This window comes from Mycobacterium gordonae (genome assembly GCF_001417955.2).
Taxonomy (GTDB): Bacteria; Actinomycetota; Actinomycetes; order Mycobacteriales; family Mycobacteriaceae; genus Mycobacterium; species Mycobacterium gordonae_B.
This window is the reverse complement of record NZ_LKTM01000383.1, coordinates 55,494-76,897: the sequence shown is the minus strand read 5'-3', so window position 1 is coordinate 76,897 and position 21,404 is coordinate 55,494. Positions and strand designations below refer to the sequence as shown.

At 67.7% G+C, this 21,404-nt stretch carries 18 protein-coding genes; 12 read left to right on the top strand and 6 right to left on the bottom strand.

All coding sequences use genetic code 11. The features are described 5' to 3' along the window. Window position 1: 1 nt before the first annotated feature. The gene (locus AO501_RS33200; protein WP_055581800.1) at window positions 2-4,525 is read left to right on the top strand and encodes a non-ribosomal peptide synthetase; all 4,524 of its coding nucleotides are present in this window, start codon (window positions 2-4) and stop codon (window positions 4,523-4,525) included. 20 nt (window positions 4,526-4,545) lie between these two features. Next, a complete protein-coding gene (locus AO501_RS33195) occupies window positions 4,546-8,061 on the top strand; it encodes a non-ribosomal peptide synthetase (protein ID WP_055581842.1) in 3,516 nt (1,171 codons plus the stop codon). On the opposite strand, the gene AO501_RS33190 is transcribed toward AO501_RS33195, so the two are convergent. Continuing rightward, window positions 8,058-9,431: a SagB family peptide dehydrogenase gene (locus tag AO501_RS33190; RefSeq protein ID WP_156452918.1), complete on the bottom strand. Its 1,374-nt coding sequence runs from the start codon at window positions 9,429-9,431 to the stop codon at window positions 8,058-8,060. The two genes, AO501_RS33195 and AO501_RS33190, sit on opposite strands and share 4 nt — an antisense overlap. Before the next feature lie 189 nt (window positions 9,432-9,620). On the opposite strand from AO501_RS33190, the gene AO501_RS33185 reads away from it, so the two are divergent. After that, complete coding sequence (locus AO501_RS33185) at window positions 9,621-10,121, top strand: hypothetical protein (RefSeq protein ID WP_055581841.1); 501 nt, start codon at window positions 9,621-9,623, stop codon at window positions 10,119-10,121. Between the two features lie 64 nt (window positions 10,122-10,185). Here AO501_RS33185 and AO501_RS33180 read toward each other — a convergent pair whose 3' ends face one another. Then, window positions 10,186-10,494: a type II toxin-antitoxin system VapB family antitoxin gene (locus AO501_RS33180; protein WP_055581798.1), complete on the bottom strand. Its 309-nt coding sequence runs from the start codon at window positions 10,492-10,494 to the stop codon at window positions 10,186-10,188. Between the two features lie 149 nt (window positions 10,495-10,643). Between AO501_RS33180 and hrcA the strand changes: the two genes are divergently transcribed. The 4 genes from hrcA to AO501_RS33160 all read left to right on the top strand — a co-directional run bounded on the left by hrcA (window position 10,644) and on the right by AO501_RS33160 (window position 14,213). Further along, window positions 10,644-11,675, top strand: a complete 1,032-nt coding sequence (gene hrcA, locus AO501_RS33175; RefSeq protein WP_055581797.1) for a heat-inducible transcriptional repressor HrcA — start codon at window positions 10,644-10,646, stop codon at window positions 11,673-11,675. A 71-nt stretch (window positions 11,676-11,746) separates the two neighbouring features. Further along, entirely contained in the window at window positions 11,747-12,898 is a 1,152-nt protein-coding gene (dnaJ, locus tag AO501_RS33170; RefSeq protein WP_055581796.1) for a molecular chaperone DnaJ, read from the top strand. A gap of 15 nt (window positions 12,899-12,913) precedes the next feature. Beyond that, complete coding sequence (locus AO501_RS33165) at window positions 12,914-13,696, top strand: 16S rRNA (uracil(1498)-N(3))-methyltransferase (protein ID WP_055581795.1); 783 nt, start codon at window positions 12,914-12,916, stop codon at window positions 13,694-13,696. Next, entirely contained in the window at window positions 13,689-14,213 is a 525-nt protein-coding gene (locus AO501_RS33160) for an ester cyclase (RefSeq protein ID WP_055581794.1), read from the top strand. The genes AO501_RS33165 and AO501_RS33160 overlap by 8 nt, the downstream gene beginning before the upstream one ends. Here AO501_RS33160 and AO501_RS33155 read toward each other — a convergent pair. Next, window positions 14,199-14,855, bottom strand: a complete 657-nt coding sequence (locus tag AO501_RS33155) for a maleylpyruvate isomerase family mycothiol-dependent enzyme (protein WP_231752700.1) — start codon at window positions 14,853-14,855, stop codon at window positions 14,199-14,201. The genes AO501_RS33160 and AO501_RS33155 overlap by 15 nt on opposite strands. Continuing rightward, window positions 14,845-15,729, bottom strand: coding sequence for an alpha/beta hydrolase (locus AO501_RS33150; protein ID WP_055581792.1), 885 nt, complete (start codon window positions 15,727-15,729; stop codon window positions 14,845-14,847). The genes AO501_RS33155 and AO501_RS33150 overlap by 11 nt, the downstream gene beginning before the upstream one ends. A 76-nt stretch (window positions 15,730-15,805) precedes the next feature. On the opposite strand from AO501_RS33150, the gene AO501_RS33145 reads away from it, so the two are divergent. The 5 genes from AO501_RS33145 to era all read left to right on the top strand — a co-directional run bounded on the left by AO501_RS33145 (window position 15,806) and on the right by era (window position 20,386). Continuing rightward, a complete protein-coding gene (locus AO501_RS33145; RefSeq protein WP_055581791.1) occupies window positions 15,806-16,462 on the top strand; it encodes a TetR/AcrR family transcriptional regulator C-terminal domain-containing protein in 657 nt (218 codons plus the stop codon). Between the two features lie 53 nt (window positions 16,463-16,515). Then, complete coding sequence (locus AO501_RS33140; protein WP_055581790.1) at window positions 16,516-17,574, top strand: PhoH family protein; 1,059 nt, start codon at window positions 16,516-16,518, stop codon at window positions 17,572-17,574. A gap of 19 nt (window positions 17,575-17,593) precedes the next feature. Further along, the gene (gene ybeY / locus AO501_RS33135; RefSeq protein WP_055581789.1) at window positions 17,594-18,130 is read left to right on the top strand and encodes an rRNA maturation RNase YbeY; all 537 of its coding nucleotides are present in this window, start codon (window positions 17,594-17,596) and stop codon (window positions 18,128-18,130) included. Continuing rightward, on the top strand, window positions 18,127-19,413 hold the full coding sequence (locus tag AO501_RS33130; protein WP_055581788.1) for a hemolysin family protein: 1,287 nt from the start codon (window positions 18,127-18,129) through the stop codon (window positions 19,411-19,413). Before ybeY ends, AO501_RS33130 begins: the two co-directional genes overlap by 4 nt. 73 nt (window positions 19,414-19,486) lie before the next feature. After that, complete coding sequence (era, locus tag AO501_RS33125; protein ID WP_055581787.1) at window positions 19,487-20,386, top strand: GTPase Era; 900 nt, start codon at window positions 19,487-19,489, stop codon at window positions 20,384-20,386. Here the strand turns inward: era and AO501_RS33120 are convergent. After that, the gene (locus AO501_RS33120) at window positions 20,375-20,692 is read right to left on the bottom strand and encodes a hypothetical protein (RefSeq protein ID WP_055581786.1); all 318 of its coding nucleotides are present in this window, start codon (window positions 20,690-20,692) and stop codon (window positions 20,375-20,377) included. The two genes, era and AO501_RS33120, sit on opposite strands and share 12 nt — an antisense overlap. A gap of 1 nt (window position 20,693) precedes the next feature. After that, a complete protein-coding gene (locus AO501_RS33115) occupies window positions 20,694-21,350 on the bottom strand; it encodes a DJ-1/PfpI family protein (RefSeq protein WP_055581785.1) in 657 nt (218 codons plus the stop codon). Window positions 21,351-21,404: the final 54 nt, after the last annotated feature.

The following is a 21,404-nucleotide window of genomic DNA, read 5'->3' as shown; positions in this document are numbered from 1 at the left end:
CGTGACTTCCGCCCCGCCGCAGATCGAGGATGTACTGGCGCTCAGTCCTTTACAGGAAGGGCTGTTCGCGTTGTCCCGCCTTGCGCAGGACAGCCTCGACATCTACACGATGCAGATCGTCGTCGACATCGACGGCCCGGTCGACGTCGAATTGTTGCGAGGCAGCGCCGCGGCCATGCTGGTGCGCCACCCGAACCTGCGTGCGGCGTTCTGGGATCGAGACGTGCCCAGGCCGGTGCAGATCGTGCCCGCGCACGCGGAGCTGCCCTGGTCTGAAAGAACCGCCACGGCAGCAGAATTCGACGCGATAGCCCGTTCGGAGCGGCACCGCCCATTCGAGTTGAGTCGCGGTCCCGCGCTGCGAGTGGTGCTGCTCACGGTGCCCGGCGAGACCCGGCGCCGGATGATCGTCACCGCCCACCACATTCTGGTGGACGGTTGGGGGCTCGGAGTGTTCTTCACCGAGATGCTCGCGGTCTACCAAGCGGGGGGCAGCGCCGACGGCCTGCCCGCCCCCCGCCCGTACCGCGACTACATCGCCTGGCTCGCGACGCAGGACCGGGCGGCGGCCAAGGGCGAGTGGACGAAGTATCTGCGGGGTGTCTCAGCACCGCTGATGCTGGCCGAAAGCACCGCCGCGCCAGGGGTGCCGGAGAAATCGGATCTGCTGCTGTCGGCCGGTGACACGGGCCGGCTGCGGGACTGGGCAGGGCGCAACGGCCTGACGCTGAACACCGCCGTGATGTTCGCCTGGGCGCTCGTGCTCAGCCGGCTCACCGACCGCCGGGACATCGTCTTCGGCACCGTGGTCTCCGGTCGCCCCGAGCAACTGCCCGGCGTCGAGACGATGGTCGGAATGTTCATCAACACCGTTCCGGTGGTGCACACAGTGCACGGCACGGTGCCGGTGGTGGAACAATGCGCGCAGCTGCAACGTGATTCGTCGGTGATGCGCGGCATCGGTTACCTGAGCCTTTCGGAACTGCAGCGCGCGCACGGTTCCGGCGCCCTGTTCGACACCCTGTTCGTGTTCGAGAACGCCCCGCTGCAGGACGCCGTCCACCCGGTGACCACCGCCGACGGCGCCCGATTCTCCCCGGTGGCCGGCGAGAGCCTGACCCACTACCCGCTGACCGTGGTCTCGCACCTGATCGACGATCGACTGATCGTGGTGGTCGAGGCGATCAGGGAAGCCCTGCCCCACCTTTCGGGCACACAGCTCTGCGAGCGCCTGGTCGCGGTGCTGCGCCAACTGCCCGGCATCGGCGACCGAACGCCCGAGGCGCTGGACGTGCTGACCGCGGCCGAGCGCGCCGAGTGTGACCGCCGCACCCGGGCAGTGCCGCCGGTCGACGCCACGGTGTGGGAGTCGTTCGAACGACAAGCGCGCGCCACGCCCGGGGCCACCGCCCTGACCGCCGGCGACGGCGGCCGCTGGACCTACGCCGAACTGCATGCCGAGGCGGCGCGGCTGGCCGGCGAGCTCAGCGAGCGGGGGATCGGTCCGGAAAACGTTGTCGCACTGGTGTTGTCCCGTTCGGCGCGGTCCATCGTCGCGGTTCTCGGCGTACTGGGCGCCGGTGCCGCCTATCTGCCGGTGGACGTCACCCTGCCGGTCGCCCGTATCGAATCCATGCTGCGCCAGGCGGATCCGGCGTTGGCGATCACCGACGAAGCCGGTTCGGCACTGATCGAGGGCCGAGTCCCCGCCCTGGTGCTCGACGACCCGGCGGTGGCTGAGCGCATTTCGCGTCGTGACGCCGTCGCTCCCGTCGTGCCCCGCCATCCCGGGCACAGCGCCTACGTCATCTTCACGTCCGGGTCCACCGGTGAGCCGAAAGGCGTGATCGGCACCCACGGCGCGTTGGTCAGCTACTTCGCCGACCACCGCGACCGCGTCTACCGGCCCGCGCGACGGCGCCTGCGCCGCCCGATGCGCATCGCCCACGCCTGGTCCATGAGCTTCGACGCGTCGTGGCAGCCCATGGTCGGGCTGCTCGACGGACACGGGATCCATCTGTTCGACGCGGAGGAGATGCGCGACGCGGACCAGTTATTGAAAGGGATGGCCGATCACCAGATCGACATGATCGACACCACGCCCTCGATGCTCGTCCAGTTGCGGGCCGCCGGACTGCCGGATCACCACCTCGCGGTGCTGGCACTGGGCGGTGAAGCGATCAATAGTGTGCTGTGGCAGCAGTTGTGTTCGCTGCCGGCCGGTGCCGTGTACAACTGCTACGGGCCCACCGAAGCGACCGTGGAGGCGGTGGTGGCCGCCGTGCGGGAGTACCCGGCACCGACCATCGGCACGGTCAACGCCGGAACCCTCGGCTACGTCCTGGATTCGGCGTTGCGCAGCGTTCCGCACGGAGTCGTGGGCGAGCTCTACCTGTCCGGCAACCAGTTGACTCGGGGTTACATCGGTCAGCCGGCGATGACCGCCGCCCGCTTCGTGGCCGATCCGTTCCGGCCCGGACAACGTATGTACCGCACCGGCGACCTGGTGCGTCGCCTGCCGCATGGTGGTCTGGCCTACCTCGGGCGCGGCGACAGTCAGGTCAAGATCCGCGGCTACCGGGTCGAGATCGGCGAAATCGAGGGTGCACTTCGATCCCAGCCTGGCGTCCACGACGCGGCCGTGTCGGTGGTGCGGCGTGCCGGGGGCGCGACGTTGGTGAGTTTCGTTGTCTGGCAGGATGATACGCGGGTTGAGCCGCATGCGCTGCGTGCCGCTCTCGCGGAACGACTGCCCGCGTACATGGTCCCGGCGCGCATCGTGGCGCTACCCAGGTTGCCGGTCAATGCCAACGGCAAGCTGGATAATCACGCGCTCGACAGGTTGGCCCGCGACGAACTCGCCACTGGCAGCCGCGGGCCGGTAACGCCGTCCACCGACAGCGAACGAGTGCTGAGCGAGCTGTTCGCCGAACAGTTCAACGGTGTGGCACCCCACCTGGACGACGACTTCTTCACGCTCGGGCTGGACAGCATCGTGGCGATCGGCCTGGTGCACAAGGCCAGGCGACGCGGCCTGGCGCTGAGCCCGCGATTGGTGTTCACCGCACCGACGATTCGTGAGCTCGCCGCCGCGGTCGACATGGCTGAGTTGGCCGGACCGGCGGTCATCGGTGCCGAATACGGTGAGGTGCCGCCGCTGCCGATCGTGTCCTGGGTCAACGAGCACGGCAACTTCCGGCGCTTTACCAATACGGTCCTGCTGCGGCTGCCCGCCGGCATCGACCGCGTGACGATAGAGCAGCTGCTTCAGCTCGTGCTCGACGGGCACGAGTCCCTGCGATCGATCCTGACCGATACACCCCACGGCGCTCGTCTGGTCACCCGGGAACCCGGTGTCGTGGCCGCTGCCGAACTGCTCTCGCGGGTCGACGTCTCGACCGATACCGAATTAGCGTCGCTGGTGCGAACTTCGGCGCGCCGGGCGATAGAGGAGATCGACCCGAGCGCGGGCGCGATGATTCGCGCGGTGTGGTTTCACGGCGCTGCGCAGCGCCAGATGCTGCTGTTGACCATCCACCACCTGGTGGTGGACGTGGTGTCCTGGCACATCCTGCTCAGCGACATCGCGGAGGGGTGGCGATCGCTGCGCGCGGGCGCCGCGCCGAAGGCGTTGCCGGAGTTCACGTCCTACCGCCGATGGTCGGAGTTGATGTGGGACAGGGCGGTGGCTCCCGAAGTCCTCGCGCAGCGCGAGTATTGGGGTGCGCAGCTGCGCGAGGCCGATCCCGCGCTGGGTACGCGCCACCCGGACCCGACCCGGGACACCTGGTCCACGCTGCGGGTCAGCAACCTGATGACGCCGGTCGACGTCACTGAGCGTCTGGTGGGCACCCTCAACCGCGATGACCGGATGCGCGAAATCCTGTTGTGCGCGGTGACGGTCATGCTGGCGAGCTGGCGCCGGCTGCGGTCGCAGGATCCGTCCGGGGGAGCCCTGATCGCCCTGGACAGCCACGGTCGCGCCGATGCCCTGATGGACACCGACACCACCAACACCGTCGGCTGGTTCACGGCGGCATTCCCCGTTCGGCTCGGGGTGGGGGCGACCGCCGTGGACATCGAGCGCCTGGAGGCGGCGCCAGAGGTGGCCCGGGCGTTACTGGATTCGGTGACCTCGCAGCTGGGAGCGGTTCCCTGCGACGGCCTGGATTACGGGTTACTCCGATACGTCGCCCGCGTCCCGGAATTGCAGCAGGCGCCCGAGCCGCAGCTGCTTTTCAACTACCTGGGCCGGCTGGACCTCGGGGTGGTGACCGAGGAACCGTGGACGCTGATCGACGGACAGGAAATCGACGCTTTGCCAGTTGATCCCGAGCCGGATCTGCCGCTGCGTTTCGCGCTCAACATGAGTCTGTTGGTCCGCGGCACCCCGGCCGGCCAGCAACTCGTCAACACTGTGCTGTGGAGCGAGGCGCTGTTCACGCCGGCCGAAATCGATCACCTGACACAGCTGTGGCAGCGCACCCTGGCCGCGCTGGCCGCCGGGCTGGCAGCCACCGCCTGACAAGGGAAGGGTCATCACACGTGCTCGGCGAGGAACAGATCAGCAGGGACGAGATCAAGGCCACGATCGCGGCCCAACTCGGCTGCCCTGCCGAAGACGTCGCAGACCATGACGATCTCATCCAATTGGGACTGAACTCCATCCGGATGATGGCGATGGCCGGCGGCTGGCGTAAACGCGGCGCCGCCATCACCTTTGCCGAGCTGGCGGCCAACCCCACCGTCGACTCGTGGCACGCCCTGCTCGGCGGACAACCGTCGGCCACGGCGGCCCCGGCGCCCCAGACGGAACCGGCGATCGTCGAAGACGCGCCGTTCCCGTTGGCTCCTATGCAGCACGCCTACTGGATCGGTCGATCCGACGAGCAGGAACTGGGCGGGGTGGCGGCCCATCTGTACGTCGAATTCGACGGCGGCGCAATCGACCCGGTGCGGCTGGAGCGCGCGGTGACCGATCTCGTCGAGGCTCATCCGATGCTCCGAACGCGGTTCCTGCCGAACGGAACCCAGCAGACGATGCCGCGGCCGGGACGCCCGGTGTTCAGCGTGGTGGATCTGCGGGGCCAGGGCGTGTCCGCCGCCGAGACCGCGCTGGCCGCGCTGCGGGACCGAAAAACGCATCAGCGCCTGGCAATTGAAGAGGGCCAGGTCATCGACGTCACGCTAACCCGCTACGACGAGGACCGCAGCCGGTTGCACCTGGACGTCGACATGCTGGCCGGCGACGCGATGAGCTACCGCGTGCTGATCTCCGAACTGGCCGGCATGTATCGCGGAGCCACACCGCAACCCCCGGGCTACAGCTACCAGAGATACCGCGTCGAGGACCAACAGCGTCACGACCGAGATGCGTTGCGGGAGCGGGATCGCCAGTGGTGGCAGCGACGCCTGCCGGAGATGCCCGGAGCACCCGAACTTCCCGCCGCACCGGCGGGCGCCCGGGGGTCGGCCCGGCGGACCGTCCGATACGACCACTGGCTGACTCCGGACGCCAAGAGCAGACTGGTCTCCGGCGCCCACGCTCGTGGCGTGACCCCGGCCGTCGCGCTAGCCGCGGTCTTTGCCGACACCATCGGCGGATGGTCCGCGCGGGATCGGTTCCTGCTCAATGTGCCGTTGTTTCACCGGGAATCGGTGCACCCCGACATCGACCGGGTGATCGGAGATTTCACGTCGTCGATCATGCTCGAGGTCGACGTCAGCGAGAACATGTCGGTGACCGACCGGGCCCGGGCCGTGCAGCGCAGCATGTACGAAAGCGGCGCGCACTCCGCCTATTCCGGTTTGGAGGTGCTGCGCGATCTGGGTCGGCAGCGGGGCGAACCGGTGCTGGCCCCGGTCGTCTTCACCAGTGCGCTCGATCTCGGCGAACTGTTCGCCGACGCCGTCATCGAGACATTCGGTGAACCGGTGTGGATCATCTCGCAGGGGCCGCAGGTGCTATTGGATGTCCAGATCACCGAACTGCGCGGCGGGTTGCTGATCAACTGGGATGTCCGGGAATCCGCATTTCCGGCCGGCATGGTGGACGCCATGTTCGCCAGGTTCACCGAGGCGGTCACGCGGCTGACCGACGGTGCGGCGGGCTGGGACGCCGAAGCCGCGGTGCGGCTGCCCCGCGCCCAGGCGAAGGTGCGGGCGGCCGTCAATGCCACCGACGGCCCGGTGACCGGACGGTGTTTGCACCAGGGCTTTTTCGAGCACGCCGATACCCATCCCGATGATCCCGCCGTGCTCTGGGGACTCGGCGAGGAGGCCGGCGCCTGGAGCTATCGGGAGCTGTCGGAGAGCTCGCTCGCGGTGGCCGGCGCCTTGCGCGCGTGCGGGGTACGGCCGGGCGACGCCGTCGCAGTCCAGCTACCCAAAGGGCGTGACCAGATCCCGGCCGTACTCGGTGTGCTCGCCGCCGGTGCGACGTATGTGCCGATCGGCTACGAGCAACCGGCTGAGCGCCGCGCCAAGATCCTGCAGACCGCCGATATCGTCGCGGCGCTGACCGTCGAGGGTGCCGAATTCGGCTCGGGCATCCGTTGTGTCAGCATCGATGTCGCGCGGAACCATCGGGAACCGTTGCGCGAAGCTGTTTTTCCGGACGCCGGGACGATCGCTTACGTCCTGTTCACATCCGGATCGACCGGGGTGCCCAAAGGGGTGGAAGTTCCGCACAGCGCGGCGTTGAACACCATCGACGCCGTCAACGAGTGGTTCGAAGTCGGCGACACCGATCGGACCCTCGGCGTCTCCGCCCTCGAATTCGATCTGTCGGTGTACGACATCTTCGGCATGTTCTCCGTCGGCGGTGCAATCGTCGTGGTCGACTCCGGGCACCCGGATGCCGCCGACACCTGGGCGGAAGTGATTCGCCGGCATAAGGTTTCGATTCTCAACTGTGTTCCGGGCATCCTGGACATGATTCTGGCCTGCGGCGCGCACGGTCTCGGCGATTCGTTGCGGGCGGTGCTGCTCGGGGGCGACTGGGTAGGAGCGGAGTTGGCCCGAAGATTGCAGCAGGTGGCACCTGGCTGCCGGTTTGCCGGCCTCGGCGGAGCGACGGAGACGGCGATCCACAGCACCGTCTGCGAGGTGGTGGGTGAACCACCGGCGCACTGGGTAACCGTGCCGTTCGGCGTTCCGTTGCGCAATGTCCGGTGTCGAGTGGTGTCACCGTCTGGTCGCGACTGCCTGGACTGGGTCCCGGGTGAACTCTGGGTGGGCGGCGCGAATGTCGCGGCGGGCTACCGCCACGATCCCCGGCGCACCGCGGAACGCTTCGTCGAGCACGACGGCATCCGCTGGTACAAGACGGGCGACACCGCCCGGTACTGGCCCGACGGCACCGTCGAATTCCTCGGCCGCGCAGACCATCAGGTGCAGATCCGCGGCTACCGCGTCGAGCTCGGCGAGGTCGAGAACGCACTTCGTAGCCTGCCCGATGTGCACCAGGCTGTGGCGGCCGTCGTCGGCGCCAACGCGCCCGTGCTGGTCGCGGCCATCGCGGGCGACCCGGCGGGCGACCCGGCGGGTGAGCTCAGCGGGGACCTCACCGCGGCCCTCTCCGTGGCCCTCGCCGACCTGCTGCCGAGTTATATGATTCCGGCCCGCATCGAAGTTCTCGAACGAATCCCCCTGACACCCAACGGCAAACTCGACCGTCGTGCCGTCCTCGCGCTTCTGCAACCGCAACCCGCAGACCACGACACCGCACCACGCACCGATCTGGAGGCCGCGCTGGCCGAGATCGTGGCCGACGTCCTGGGCCTGGACAGTCCGAAATCCGTTGGCGTCCATGATGATTTCTTTGCCCTCGGGGGTGATTCGGTGCTGGCCACCGCCGTCATCGGGCTGGTCCGTGAATGGCTGGACGTCGATCATGCGGTGGTCACCGACATCTTCGCCACCCGCACGGTCGCAGGCCTGGCCGCCCGACTGGACAACCGCGAGGCGGCCCGGGGCACACCGCAACGACTGGCCGCTATCGCACGTCACTACCTCGACGTCGCGGCGCTGACCGATGAGGAAGTAATGGCGCAGGGCTAGGGAATGCGCGAGCCGACGATGATGCTGCCGACGCTGCACTCCTGGCGCTCGTCGACTCCGGTAGCCGCGGTGAATGCCGCGGTGTCGGAAAACCCTTGCGCGCAAACGCCGAGACCCATGGCGGTGGCCGCCAGGTAGATCGTCTGCATCAGGACGCCGACATTCTTGAGGATGGTGGCGTAGGCGATCTGCTCGTAGGTCCACATCACCCGGCCGCCGCGGGCCGCGATGACGAGCAGGACCTGTGGCTCGGCGCCGCCGGACAGGGTCGCCGCGGCCGGCCTGATGAGTTGGGAGGTGGCGGGCGCGTCAGCGGTGGCAACCGGGCGAAGTGCGTGTTCGAACGAGTCGTAGTGGTAGACGCCGGGTTCCAGGCCGGCGACGCTGCGCACCACGGGGTAGATCTCCAGTTCGTAGAGGCCCCCGCCGGCGGGATAGGGCCGGGACAGCAGTTCCTCGCCTGCGTCCACGGCCTGGGTGCTACGCGTCCGCGCGGTGCGGTAGAGCAATTCACCGAGTTGCCCGGCGTTGATGGGCCGCTCGTCGTCGAATGCCCTTGTGGTGACCCGGTCTTCAATGACGGCCGCCAGGGACGGGTCCTGAGTCCGTCTGGCATCCAAGTCGGGGATCGGCAGTGCGATCGGTTCACCCGGGTAGGGCGTCCGTCGCCCCGGTGGTTGCGGGAACCGGCCTTTGGCCCATTTGGTCGGACCGAAGTCGTCCCATGTGACGGTGCGCTGGCCGAGGGTGCTGCGCCGATGAAACCAAAGGTCGGGCGCGGTCCAGCTCTGCGCCTCGAACGACGTCTCGTCGTCCGGACCTACCAGCGCCCCGGCCCAGCGCAGGTCGTCGATGAACTGTGCGGCGACGGTCGGCGGCAGATCGGGGCAGTCCGGCGCGCGGCCGCCCAGCAGGGCGAGCAATCGCGGCTGGTGAATGCGCACATCACACCAGCCCAGTGGATTCTCGAGAACTAGTCCAGTTGAATCACTATGCAGCACAGCAAATTTCGATATCACCGTGGACCCGTCGGGCAGCGGTTCGGGTCGCGGCGGGGGCTGGCCGAACGGAATCAGCGAGTACAGATCCGTCCCGCCGGCGCAGACCGTCACGGCGAGATAGCCGCGTGTGGCCAGGTGGTCGATCAATGCGTCGATCTCACGACGCTGGGCACCGGCCCCGGCCAGTTCCGTCGCCGTCGCCGGTCCGAGGTTCAGGGCCTTCAGTGCCGTCAGCTGCTGGGCGCTCAACCGGGCCAGCTTTTCACTGTGCGGGGGCTTCAGCAGCACCGCTCCGGCACCGGTGGTCATGCAGGTGACGCCGGGGCGAAACGCGAATCTTGTTTCCTCCGGGTATCTGCTGGCAAACATTCGGCCCCCGGATTCATAGCTCCCGCACAGCTGCATCACAGCCGCCACAATCGGGTCCGCGGGAGCGTGGACGTAACATAGACACGCTACCAAACGAAACATCAGTCACAAGATGCACAAACACAACACACGCGGGCGGTGCGGCACATCGATGTCCGGAACGTTCTGCGTGAATACGAGGGGGATCCCATGACCATCAAGTCACTGGCCATCGGTGCCGCGGCCGTCGCCGCAATCGGTGCCGCGGCGGCCGGAGCGACGGCGTTCGCCGGCCCGGTCGCCTACCAGGTGCAGCCCGTCGTCTTCGGTGCGCCGCTCCCGCAGGACCCGGCGCCGGCGCCGGCCGGCCTGCCCACCTCCGCGCAGCTGACGGGCATCCTCACCAGCCTCGCCGACCCGAACGTGCCATTCGCCAACAAGAGTGATCTGGTCGAGGGCGGAATCGGCGGCACCGAGGCGCACATCGCCGACCACCAGCTGAAGAAGGCCGCCAAGAACGGCGACCTGCCGTTGTCGTTCAGCGTGGCGAACATCCAGCCGGCCGCGGCCAACTCGGCCACCGCGGACGTGGCGGTCTCCGGTCCCAAGCTTTCGCCCCCGGTGACCCAGAACGTCACGTTCGTCAACCAGGGCAGCTGGGTGCTGTCGCGCAGTTCCGCGATGGAACTGCTGCAGGCCGCCTCACGCTGACCCGCGACCAGACGCAAAATCGCCCTTTTCGCGCTCGAAAAGGGCGATTTTGCGTCTGCTCGGCCTAGTTGGGCGCCCCCATGTCCATGTCGTAGACCCGGGCATGCAGCACGACCCGGTTACGCAGGGCCGCCCGCACGGCGCGGTGCAGGCCGTCCTCGAGGTAGATGATGCCGCGCCACTTGACCGCATGCGGGAAAAGGTCACCGTAGAAGGTGGAATCCTCCGACAGCAGGCGGTCCAGCGCCAGCACCGTGGTGGTGGTGACCAGTTCGTCGAGACGGATCTGCTGCGGTGGTATCTGAGACCAATCCTTGTAGGACAATCCGTGTTCGGGATACGGCTTGCCGTCGCGTACGCCCTTGAAAATCATCGACAGTCGCTTTCGCCTGAGTTTCGCCAAAGGCTATCTGCCGCGCCCGACCGGTGGGCGGTAAGCCTCGGATCAGCCGTTGGCAGGTCAGATCCTGTCGAGACCGTAAAATGGACGCGGCCGGTATCTGCAGATGGGGGTGATAGGCAATGGGTAGCGCTGACGAGCGTCGCTTTCAGGTGTTGCACGCCATCGTCGCCGACTTCGTCTCCACTCATGAACCCATCGGTTCGAAGTCCCTGGTAGAACGCCACAATCTGGGCGTTTCCAGCGCGACCATCCGCAACGACATGGCGGTGCTCGAGGCCGAGGGCTACATCACCCAGCCGCACACCAGCTCCGGACGGGTCCCCACCGAGAAGGGGTACCGCGAGTTCGTCGACCGCCTCGACAACGTCAAACCGCTCTCATCCGCGGAACGGCGCGCGATCCAGGGCTTCCTGGAGTCCGGCGTCGACCTCGACGACGTGCTGCGTCGCGCGGTGCGGCTACTCGCGCAATTGACCCGCCAGGTGGCCGTGGTGCAATACCCGACGCTGTCCACCTCGACCGTCCGCCACCTGGAAGTGATCGCGCTGACCCCGGCCCGGCTGCTGATGGTGGTGATCACCGACTCCGGCCGGGTGGACCAGCGCATCGTCGAACTCGGCGACGTCATCGACGACCACCAGCTCTCCCAGCTGCGGGAGATGCTCGGCCAGGCGCTGGTCGGCAAGCGGCTCGCAGCGGCCTCGGTCGCGGTGGCCGATCTCGCCGGACGGCTGCACGGCGGGGACGGACTCGGAGATGCCGTCGGGCGTTCCGCGACGGTGTTGCTCGAATCGCTGGTCGAACACACCGAAGAACGCCTGCTGTTGGGCGGCACCGCGAACCTGACCCGTAATGCCGCCGATTTCGGGGGCTCGCTGCGCTCCATCCTGGAGGCGCTGGAGGAACAGGTCGTGGTGCTGCGGCTACTGGCGGCCCAGCAGGAGGCGGGCAAGGTCACGGTGCGCATCGGCCACGAGACGGAGGCCGAGCAGATGGCCGGCACCTCGATGGTGTCCACCGCCTACGGCACCAACGACACGGTCTACGGCGGCATGGGTGTGTTGGGACCCACGCGCATGGACTATCCGGGAACTATGGCCAGTGTTGCCGCGGTTGCTATGTATATCGGCGAAGTTCTGGGTGCTCGATGAGCGCGCACCCGCTGCAGAATTTTTGGATGGCCGCCTGAGGGGCGGCCACTAACAGCCTAGAAAGGCGAATCGTGGCACGCGATTACTACGGGCTACTCGGCGTCAGCAAAGGCGCCAACGACGCGGAGATCAAGCGCGCCTACCGCAAGCTGGCGCGCGAACTGCACCCCGACGTCAATCCCGACGAGGAAGCGCAGGCGCGATTCAAGGACATCAGCGTCGCCTACGAGGTGCTGAGCGATCCGGAGAAGCGCCGCATTGTCGACCTGGGTGGCGATCCGCTGGAGAACGCTGCCGCCGGCGGCGGCGGGTTCGGCGGCTTCGGCGGCCTGGGTGACGTCTTCGAGGCGTTCTTCGGCGGCGGCGGGGGCTTCGGCGGCGGCGCGGGCCGCGGTCCGATCGGCCGGGTGCGGCCGGGTTCGGACTCGCTGCTGCGGATGCGGCTGGATCTCGAGGAGTGCGCAACCGGGGTCACCAAGCAGGTCACCGTCGACACCGCGGTGCTGTGCGACCGGTGCCAGGGCAAAGGCACTAACGGCGATTCCGCACCAGTGCCCTGCGACACCTGTGCGGGCCGCGGCGAGGTGCAGACCGTCCAGCGCTCGCTGCTGGGGCAGATGCTGACCTCGCGCCCGTGCCCCACCTGTCGCGGCGTTGGCGTTGTCATTCCCGATCCCTGCTACCAGTGCATGGGCGACGGGCGGGTGCGTGCGCGCCGGGACATCACCGTCAAGATCCCGGCCGGCGTCGCCGAGGGCATGCGGGTGCGGCTCGCCGCGCAGGGTGAGGTGGGCCCCGGCGGTGGACCGGCCGGCGACCTGTATGTCGAGGTGCACGAGCAGGCCCACGACATCTTTGCCCGGGAGGGCGACGACCTGCACTGCACGGTGTCGGTGCCGATGGTCGACGCCGCACTGGGCGTCAGCGTCAGCCTGGACGCCATCCTGGACGGAACCAGCGAGATCGTGATACCCCCCGGAACCCAGCCGGGCGCGGTCATCACACTGCGTGGCCGCGGGATGCCGCATCTGCGGTCCAGCACCCGCGGCGACCTGCACGTGCACGTCGAGGTGGTGGTTCCCACCCGCCTCGACCACCACGACACCGAACTGCTGCGCGACCTGAAGAACCGCCGCAACCGCGACGTGGCCGAGGTCCGCTCCTCGCACGCGAACAACGGCGGCCTCTTCAGCCGCCTGCGCGAGACCTTCACCGGCCGCTGACCTGTCGGGGCTCCCGTGGTAGCCACGCTGTTCTACGTCGATGCGCTGCCCGACGTCGGCGGCTTGGCCGTGGTGGACGGCGACGAAGGCTTCCACGCGGCCACCGTCCGGCGGATTCGTCCCGGCGAGGAGTTGGTGCTCGGTGACGGTGTCGGCGGGCTGGCCCGGTGCGTGGTGGAACAAGCCGGGCGCGAAGGACTTCGGGCGCGGGTGCAGTCCCGCTGGACTCTCGGGGACAACGCCCCCCCGGTGACCGTGGTGCAGGCGCTGCCCAAATCCGAACGGTCGGAGCTTGCCGTCGAATTGGCTACCGAGGCCGGTGCCGACGCATTCGTGGCATGGCGGGCGGCGCGCTGTGTCGCCAATTGGGAAGGCGCGCGTGTCGACAAGGGCCTGCGCCGGTGGCGGGCGGTGGCGCGTTCGGCCGCGCGCCAGTCCCGTCGGGCGCACATCCCTCCGGTGGAGGGGGTGCTGTCCACCAAGGCGCTGACCGAGCGGGTACACACCGAGGTCGCGGCCGGCGGGGTAGTGCTGGCGCTGCACGAATCGGCGACCGTGCGCTTCGCCGATGTGGCTCTGGCGCAAGCCAATTCGGTGATACTCGTGGTCGGACCCGAGGGCGGAATTTCACCGGAGGAGATCGACGCACTGACCCGCGCGGGCGCGGTCACGGTGCGCTTGGGCCCCACCGTGCTGCGCACCTCGACCGCGGCCGCGGTCGCGCTGGGCGCCCTGGGCGTGCTGACCTCGCGCTGGGACGCACCACCGCTCGACGGCGGAAGGAACGGTCATGAGTGACGCCGCGCACGATCTGAGCCTGGTTTTCGATGAGCACGTGGCCAGTGAGTTCGTCACCAAGGACGTGGCCGCGACCATGGCGACCATGACGGCCGATCCGTTCGTCAACCACGTTCCCACCATGATGGGTGGGGTCGGCGCCGCGGCGGTGGCCGACTTCTATGCCCGGTACTTCATCGGGCACTGGCCCGAGGACACCGCCATCACGCCGGTCTCGCTTACCGTCGGCGCCGACCGGGTGGTCGAAGAGATGGTCATCTCGTTCACGCACGACATCGCGATGCCGACATTTCTTCCCGGCGTGGCGCCCACCGGTCGTCCGGTCCGGCTTGCGCTGGTGGTGGTGATGGGCTTCGAAGGGCCCCGGGTGGCATACGAGCGGATCTATTGGGATCAAGCCTCGCTGCTGGTGCAGATCGGCCTGCTGGACGAGACGTCGCTGCCGGTCGCCGGCGTCGCTCAGGCGCTCAAGGTGCTGGACAAGGATCTGCCGTCCAACTCCCTACTGGGCCGCTGACACCCGCTCGCGCAATTCGTCGACACCGTCGCCGCTCAGCTTGTCCAGCGCCCACGGACGCCCAGCCAGCACCGACGCCAGATGTGCGGCGGTACCTGAGACCGTCGGCGCGCCCTCACCGTAGGTCCAATCCGTGTCGCTGGCCTGAAGTTTCAGGCCGCGCGCCCGGGCTGCCGCGGGCACGAACGGATTCGGCACCCGCACCTGTGTATTGAGCACCGCGGCCAACGTCGTGAGTCCGATGCCCGGGCGCCTGCCCAGCGCGAGGATGATATCGAGTTCGTGAATCACGTGATCGCCCAACAGCAGAGGTCGCGGAAACACCCGGCCGACGCCCCGGGGTCGGTGGATCAACGTCGCATACTGGTCGACCAATTCGGTCGGACTGTGCCGCCGTGCCAGATCCACGGCCGCCGCGGTGTTCGCCCGATCGAACGAGCAGCGATGGCTGATTATCCCGACGGTCAACTCCCGCAGTGATATTCGGTATCCCAGCACCAGGTGCGCGAGCACCTCCTGATTGCTCCACTCTGTACACAGACTGGGTTGTGCCCACGCAGCGTCGGGCAGGCTGCGGGCCACGTCGAGGAATCGAAGGTCGTTGGTGGACAACAATTCACGCGCCGACATTTCACGCGACATCGAGATGCTCCCGCAGGAATGCGGTCTGGTCGGTGAGCAACTGGCTCAGCAGCGGTGGATGGTAGATCTGGAAATGGTCTCCGTCGTAGTGCCGCGCAGTGCCACGCCGGGCGCGGCGGGCCACCTCCTCGGCATGACGGGGATCCATCAGAGTCTCCCGTCGCGAGACACACACCAGCAGGGGTGCGGTGATGTTGCGGGCCGCGCGCTTGGCCGTGCTGACCGCGATCTCGACGACACTGGACGCGGTGATGCGGTTGTCGAACCTGCCACCGGGATCCACCGTCGAGTCCCAGCCGTCCTGAGCTCCGGCCACGGTGACCGCGGCGAGACTTCCCGGCGGCCCGACGATCGGGACGTATCGGCGCCCGCGTCCGAGCGCGGCCCGGATGATGTCCGCCGCGATCGCAGGGCCGATCCGGAGTGTCGCCGCGAGGCCGAGTCGCCGTAGCGTCGCCGGACCGTCGACGATGGGACACTGCACCACCACCGCGGCGATGTCGCGTCGGTCGGCCGCCACCCGCAGGACGTGCATGGCCCCCAGGCTCGTTCCCCACAGGGCGACCCGGCCCGCGTCGACCTCGGGCAGGCCACTGACGTACTCGACCGCTGCCGCGATGTCCTGGCGATGACGGCGCAGGCTGAGACGCTGCCGCGGTGTGCCGTCGGAGGCTCCGAGATTGCGGTAGTCGAAAGCCAGGGTGGCTATCCCCGCCGCGGCGAAATGCCGCTCGTAGCGGGAGAGCGCCATGGTGTGGTTGGCCCCCAGTCCGTGAGCCAGGATGACCGCCGGATGCGGGCCCGGGCCGGACGGGCGGGTGAGCCACGCAGCGCAGCGCGTGCCGTGCGAGAGAAATTCAGTGGGGTGAGTCATGACGGAGCCTCCAATACGTACGATGTACGTGTTGTATCCTACGTACGATGTACGTGTCAATCGGAAGGGAGTCCTCGTGCGGGCACGCTTCACGGTCTCGGACATCGCCGCGGCCGCTTTGCGGATCGTCGACCGCGACGGCTTGGGCGGGTTGAGCATGCGGTCGTTGGCAACCGCCCTGGGCACCGGCCCGATGACGCTCTACAACTACGTCAGGGACCGCGGTGAACTCGAGGAGCTCGTCGCCGAAGCGGTCATCGCCGAAGTGAAAGTTCCTGCGGCATCCGAAGATTGGTGCGCCGATGTGCGTGGGATCGCGTTGGCGATCTGGGAGGCGGTACGACGTCATCCCAACGCCGTGCCGCTGGTACTCACCCGCCGCACCGTTTCGGCGTCGAGTTATGTGGCGGCAGACCGGTTGATCGGTGCGCTCAAGCGCGCGGGACTTGCCGACGACGACCTACTGGCGAGCTTCCGGGCCGTGCTCGGGTTGGTCATGGGCAGCGCTCAAGCCGAACTGGCCGGCCCGTTGTCCGGGGACGGACGCGAGCGTGAGCAGACCGCGGTTGCTGCGCGGATCGGCGGACTGGCCGGTACCGAACACCCGCACATCGCCGCCTTGGCGCAGGTCAGCCAGAGATCGACGGCGGCGGCCGACTTCGAACGCGGCTTGGCGATCTTGCTGGCCGGCATCAAATCCCTGGGAAGCGGTCACCGGACGGCGGTAGACTGAGCCCGTCGTCTCAACCAAGCCCCATACGCCAGAAAGCAGGCAGCAGAAACCACGTGACGCCCCGCGAGACCCGCGCCGCTGAAACTGGTGTAGCCAGGCAGGCCGACGCCTCAGTTCGCAGCAGCATCGATGTTCCGCCCGACCTCGTGGTGGGCCTGCTCGGCAGGGCCGACGAGAACTTGCGCGCCTTGGAACGCGCCCTCAAGGCCAAACTGCATGTTCGTGGCAACGCGGTCAGCCTGTCCGGTGAGCCGGGCGATGTCGCGCTGGCTGAACGGGTCGTCTCCGAACTCGTGGCGATCGTGTCCAGAGGGCAGGCGCTGACGCCGGAGGTGGTGCGGCACAGCGTGGCGATGCTGACTGGGACCGGCAACGAATCGCCGGCCGAAGTGCTGACGCTCGACATCCTGTCCCGCCGCGGCAAGACGATCCGGCCCAAGACGCTCAACCAGAAGCGGTATGTCGACGCGATCGACGCCAACACCATCGTGTTCGGCATCGGGCCGGCCGGTACCGGCAAGACGTATCTGGCCATGGCCAAGGCCGTGCACGCGCTGCAGACCAAGCAGGTCACCCGGATCATCCTGACCCGCCCCGCGGTGGAAGCCGGTGAGCGCCTTGGCTTTCTGCCGGGCACGCTGAGCGAGAAGATCGACCCGTATCTGCGGCCGCTGTATGACGCGCTCTACGACATGATGGACCCCGAGTTGATCCCGAAGCTGATGTCGGCCGGGGTCATCGAGGTGGCGCCGCTGGCGTACATGCGCGGCCGCTCGCTGAACGACGCGTTCATCGTGCTCGACGAGGCGCAGAACACCACGGCCGAGCAGATGAAGATGTTCCTGACCCGGTTGGGGTTCGGCTCCAAGATGGTGATCACCGGGGATGTCACACAGATCGATCTGCCCGGCGGCGCACAGTCGGGTCTGCGGGCGGCCGTCGACATTCTCGAAGACATCGAGGACATCGAGATCGCCGAGCTGACCAGCCAGGACGTCGTCCGCCACCGACTGGTGTCGGAGATCGTCGACGCCTACGCCCGCTACGAGGAGCCCGGCTCGGGCCTGAACCGGGCGGCTCGGCGGGCATCCGGCAGTCGCAATCGTCGATGATTGAGTGCGTGAGCGCCTTATGAGCATCGAGGTATCCAACGAGTCGGGCATCGACGTCTCCGAAACCGAACTGGTCAGCGTCGCGAAATTCGTCATCAACCGGATGGACGTCAATCCCGCCGCCGAACTGTCGATGGTGCTGCTGGACACCGCGGCAATGGCCGATCTGCACATGCGCTGGATGGACCTGCCCGGGCCGACGGACGTGATGAGCTTCCCCATGGATGAGCTCGAGCCGGGTGGCCGTCCCGACGCGCCGGAGCCGGGTCCGGCCATGCTGGGCGACATCGTGCTGTGCCCGGAGTTCGCCGCCGGGCAGGCCGCGGCGGCGGGGCACAGCCTCGGACACGAACTGGCGCTGCTCACCATCCACGGCGTGCTGCATCTGCTGGGCTACGACCACGGCGAGCCCGACGAAGAGCGGGAGATGTTCGCGCTGCAGGACCGGCTGCTCGAAGAATGGGTCGCCGATCAGGTAGAGGCTTACCAGAACGACCGGCAGCACGAACGGGACCGCCGGCTGCTGGACAAGTCAAGGTTTTTCGACCAGCCGTGACCGGCTTTTATCAGCTGCTCGGCGTGATCGTGCTGATCGGTCTGGGCGGATTGTTCGCCGCGCTGGACGCGGCCTTCAGCACGGTGTCGCTGGCCCGGGTGCAAGAACTGGTCCGCGACGAGCGGCCGGGCGCCCGTTCGTTGCTCAAGGTGATGGCAGACCGCCCGCGATACATCAACCTGGTGGTGCTGCTGCGCATCGTCTGCGAAATCACGGCTACCGCACTGCTGGCGGTCTATTTCCAGCAGCGCCTGAGCGTGGGCTGGGGTCTGTTCTGGGCCGCCGCCATCATGGTGGTCACCAGCTTCGTGGTGATCGGTGTTGGCCCGCGCACCCTCGGGCGCCAGCATGCCTACACCATCTCGCTGGCGACTGCCCTTCCGCTGCAAGCGGTTTCGTGGCTGCTGATGCCGATCAGCCGGGTGCTGGTGCTGTTGGGTAACGCGCTCACCCCCGGTCGCGGTTTCCGCAATGGCCCGTTCGCCTCCGAGATCGAACTGCGCGAAGTCGTCGACCTGGCCCAGCAGCGGGGTGTGGTGGCCGCCGATGAGCGCCGCATGATCGAGTCCGTCTTCGAGCTCGGCGACACCCCGGCGCGCGAGGTGATGGTGCCGCGTACCGAGATGGTCTGGATCGAGGGCGACAAGTCACCGAGTCAGGCGATGGCCTTGGCCGTGCGCAGCGGGTATTCCCGGATCCCGGTGATCGGAGAGAACGTCGATGACATCCTCGGGGTCGTCTACCTGAAAGACCTTGTGCGGCACATCTTTTATTCGACCGACCGGGGCCGCGGAAGCAACGTGGCGCAGGTGATGCGGCCGGCGGTCTTCGTGCCGGACTCCAAGCCTCTGGACGCGCTGCTGCGGGAGATGCAGCGCGACCGCAACCACATGGCCCTGCTGGTCGACGAGTACGGCGCGATCGCCGGGCTGGTGAGCATCGAGGATGTGCTCGAAGAGATCGTCGGCGAGATCGCGGACGAATACGACCAGGCCGAGACCGCCCCGGTTGAAGAATTGGGGGACAAGCGCTTCCGGGTCTCGGCGCGGCTGCCGATCGAGGACGTGGGCGAGTTGTACGGGGTGGAATTCGACGACGACCTCGATGTCGACACGGTGGGTGGGCTGTTGGCGCTGGAACTCGGTCGTGTCCCCCTGCCGGGCGCTGAGGTGGTGTCGCACGGTCTGCGCCTGCAGGCTGAAGGCGGCCGCGATCACCGGGGGCGGGTCCGTATCGGCACCGTGCTGCTGAGCCCGGTGGAATCTGAGGAGGACATCCAGTGACGCCGAACGTGCACCCACGGCGCCAAAACGCGCCCGAAACCGCCGTACGTTCACGTTCGACGAAGGCCGCGGCGTGAGCGAGTTCCGTTCCGGATTCGTGTGTTTGATAGGCCGGCCCAACACCGGCAAGTCGACCCTGACCAACGCGCTGGTCGGCGCGAAGGTGGCGATCACCTCGATGCGGCCGCAGACCACGCGCCACACGATCCGCGGCATCGTGCATCGTGAAGACTTTCAGATCATCCTGGTGGACACCCCTGGCCTGCACCGGCCCCGCACATTGCTGGGTAAGCGGCTCAACGAACTGGTCCGCGACACCTACACCGAGGTCGACGTCATCGGCTTGTGCATACCCGCCGACGAGCCGATCGGCCCGGGAGACCGCTGGATCGTCGAACAGGTACGTGCCCTCGCGCCGAAAACCACCCTGGTGGCCATCGTCACCAAGATCGACAAGGTGCCGAAGGACCGGGTGGCCGCACAGCTGGTCGCGGTCAGTGAACTGGTGCCCGAGGCTGCCGAAATCGTGCCCGTGTCAGCCGTTTCCGGAGACCAGGTCGACGTACTGATCAATGTCCTGGCGGCCGCGTTGCCGCCCGGCCCGGCGTACTACCCCGACGGCGAGCTCACCGACGAGCCCGAAGAGGTGCTGATGGCCGAGCTCATCCGCGAGGCCGCCCTCGAGGGCGTGCGCGACGAGTTGCCGCACTCGCTGGCGGTGGTGATCGAGGAGGTCAACCCGCGGGAGGACCGTGACGATCTGATCGATGTGCACGCGGTGCTGTTCGTGGAACGGGACAGCCAGAAGGGCATCGTCATCGGCAAGGGCGGCGCCCGGCTGCGGGAAGTGGGCACCGCGGCCCGCACCCAGATCGAGAAACTGCTCGGGACCAAGGTCTACCTCGACCTGCGGGTGAAGGTCGCCAAGAACTGGCAACGCGACCCCAAACAGCTTGGTCGCCTAGGGTTCTAGCCGACGCGTGCCGGCCACGGCCGATCGAGGTAGCCGGCCGGCGCGGGAATGCCCGCGCAGCACGTCGCCGGTTTGCAGCACATCGAAATCCAGGTTCAGCCGCATCGGCCTGCGCACCGATTGCCGCCAGGTCAACCGCGTGCCGCCGTCCTCGAGCATGCTCGAAATATTCTGCAGCGCAACGGTTTCCTCCTTGTAGGTGGCGCTTCCGGTGAGACCCGACGGCCCCTGGGTGAACACGTACTGCACTTCGAGAGTGCCGATCGGGGTCTTGATCGTGACGTCCCAGTCGCCTTCGATGCTCAACTCAAACCTCCTGTGGTTCCCGGCCGGTATTGCGCCACACGATGCCTCGGCGCTCGTATTCGAAGAGCTCCTCGACGGCATGCGCGATCCGTGGGCCGTACCACCGCTCCAGCAGATGCAGCGCCAGGTCCAGGCCGGACGTCACCCCGCCCGAGGTGACCAGGTCGTCGTCGTCGACCACGCGGGCCGTCACCGCGTTGACCCCGGCCGCGTCCAGTAAGTCCAGGCCCAGGTGATGGGTCACCGCGTGGCGCCCCTCGATCAGGCCCGCCATCGCCATGATCACCGACCCCCCGCAGACCGCTGCCACCGTGACCTCCGGATTGTGAAAAGCCTTGGCCAACAACGGGCTCAGCTCCGTGCCGGCCGCCCGTGCCAGCAACACCGGGATGGTTTCGACGCCGTCATCGGGGTCACCGGCGATCGGGCCGGCGGCACCGGGCACCAGCACGCAACCCGCCCGGCGCGGATCGAGCGCATCGGTGGCAGTCAGGGTCAGGCCGAGGGTTCCGCTGGTGACGCTGCGGGCTCCCTGCGCCGAGACCAGTGATACCGCCAGTTCACCGCCGACGAACTCGCTGCCCGCGGCGAGCACCTCGAAAGGACCGATGACATCCAGCGGGTCGAACCCGTCGTAAAGCACTATTTGCGCATGCATCCCGGCAATGCTCGCCCGGATCGGTGTTTTGGACCAGTGGCCGGAAAGCCATGA

What these genes read in the sequence shown, in the direction of transcription:
- AO501_RS33190 (WP_156452918.1), bottom strand. Translation starts at nt 9,431, where the DNA reads ATGTTTGCCAGCAGATACCCGGAGGAAACAAGATTCGCGTTTCGCCCC.
- AO501_RS33185 (WP_055581841.1), top strand. Translation starts at nt 9,621, where the DNA reads ATGACCATCAAGTCACTGGCCATCGGTGCCGCGGCCGTCGCCGCAATC.
- AO501_RS33180 (WP_055581798.1), bottom strand. Translation starts at nt 10,494, where the DNA reads ATGATTTTCAAGGGCGTACGCGACGGCAAGCCGTATCCCGAACACGGA.
- hrcA (WP_055581797.1), top strand. Translation starts at nt 10,644, where the DNA reads ATGGGTAGCGCTGACGAGCGTCGCTTTCAGGTGTTGCACGCCATCGTC.
- AO501_RS33160 (WP_055581794.1), top strand. Translation starts at nt 13,689, where the DNA reads ATGAGTGACGCCGCGCACGATCTGAGCCTGGTTTTCGATGAGCACGTG.
- AO501_RS33155 (WP_231752700.1), bottom strand. Translation starts at nt 14,855, where the DNA reads ATGTCGCGTGAAATGTCGGCGCGTGAATTGTTGTCCACCAACGACCTT.
- AO501_RS33150 (WP_055581792.1), bottom strand. Translation starts at nt 15,729, where the DNA reads ATGACTCACCCCACTGAATTTCTCTCGCACGGCACGCGCTGCGCTGCG.
- ybeY (WP_055581789.1), top strand. Translation starts at nt 17,594, where the DNA reads ATGAGCATCGAGGTATCCAACGAGTCGGGCATCGACGTCTCCGAAACC.
- AO501_RS33115 (WP_055581785.1), bottom strand. Translation starts at nt 21,350, where the DNA reads ATGCATGCGCAAATAGTGCTTTACGACGGGTTCGACCCGCTGGATGTC.